Genomic DNA, 1,677 nt, shown 5'->3' with positions numbered 1-1,677 from the left:
TCCATCTTTGTGGCTCCTGCCCGCAGGCAAGAGCCTTCTTCCTTAGAAAGGAGGTGATCCAGCCGCACCTTCCGATACGGCTACCTTGTTACGACTTCACCCCAGTCATTGACCCTACCTTCGACGGCTGCCTCCTTGCGGTTAGCTCGCCGGCTTCGGGTATTGCCAACTCCCATGGTGTGACGGGCGGTGTGTACAAGACCCGGGAACGCATTCACCGCAGCATTCTGATCTGCGATTACTAGCAACTCCGACTTCATGCAGGCGAGTTGCAGCCTGCAATCCGAACTGGGATCGGTTTTTTGAGATTCGCTTGAGATCGCTCTGTCGCTGCCCTCTGTACCGACCATTGTAGCACGTGTGTAGCCCAGGACATAAAGGGCATGATGATTTGACGTCATCCCCACCTTCCTCCGATTTATCATCGGCAGTCCCTCTAGAGTTCCCACCATTACGTGCTGGCAACTAGAAGTAAGGGTTGCGCTCGTTGCGGGACTTAACCCAACATCTCACGACACGAGCTGACGACAACCATGCACCACCTGTATTAGCGTTTCCGAAGAAAAAACTTTATCTCTAAAGTGGGCGCTAGTATTTCAAGTCCTGGTAAGGTTCTTCGCGTTGCTTCGAATTAAACCACATGCTCCGCTGCTTGTGCGGGTCCCCGTCAATTCCTTTGAGTTTCATGCTTGCGCACGTACTCCCCAGGCGGAGTGCTTAGTGTGTTAACGACGGCACCGAGGTATGACCCCCGACACCTAGCACTCATCGTTTACGGCGTGGACTACCAGGGTATCTAATCCTGTTTGCTACCCACGCTTTCGTTCCTCAGCGTCAGTTGAAGTCCAGCAAGTCGCCTTCGCCACCGGTATTCCTCCTAATATCTACGCATTCCACCGCTACACTAGGAATTCCACTTGCCTCTCCTTCACTCAAGCTTGACAGTTTCCGATGCTTACGAAAGTTGAGCTTTCGCCTTTTACATCGGACTTGCCATGCCGCCTGCGAACCCTTTACGCCCAGTAATTCCGGACAACGCTCGCCCCCTACGTATTACCGCGGCTGCTGGCACGTAGTTAGCCGGGGCTTCCTCCTATGGTACCGTCATTATCTTCCCATAGGACAGAGCTTTACGATTCGAAAACCTTCATCGCTCACGCGGCGTCGCTGCATCAGGGTTTCCCCCATTGTGCAAGATTCCCCACTGCTGCCTCCCGTAGGAGTTTGGACCGTGTCTCAGTTCCAATGTGACCGTTCACCCTCTCAGGCCGGTTACTGATCGTCGTCTTGGTAGGCCGTTACCCCACCAACTAACTAATCAGACGCGAGGCCATCTCTCACCGCTAGCACTTTAACCATTTTAAGATGCCAGAAAATGGTGTCATACGGTATTAATCCCGGTTTCCCGAGGCTATCCCGTTGTGAGAGGCAGGTTCCTCACGCGTTACTCACCCGTTCGCCGCTAATCCGACTCAAATCACCCCGAAGGGATCAATGAATGTTCATCGCTCGACTTGCATGTGTTAGGCGCGCCGCCAGCGTTCGTCCTGAGCCAGGATCAAACTCTCAATAAAAACTTTGAGTTTGCTTAGCTCAAACACTGACTGTGTTCCGCTTTAAGCTTATAGATTTGTTATGGTTTATTCTCTTATACCATTTAATTAACTTGGTTCAAGT

Annotated in this window: 1 other annotated feature (only partly in view). The window is 52.1% G+C overall.

Annotated features, from left to right (window positions below):
• Positions 1-1,574, bottom strand: a sequence feature (most likely nonfunctional fraction of RNA operon); it reaches 2,650 nt to the left of the window's first position.
• Between the last annotated feature and the right edge of the window lie 103 nt (positions 1,575-1,677).

The organism is Aedoeadaptatus nemausensis, assembly GCF_903819165.1.
Taxonomy (GTDB): Bacteria; Bacillota; Clostridia; order Tissierellales; family Peptoniphilaceae; genus Aedoeadaptatus; species Aedoeadaptatus nemausensis.
This window is presented reverse-complemented; position numbering and strand designations above follow the sequence as displayed.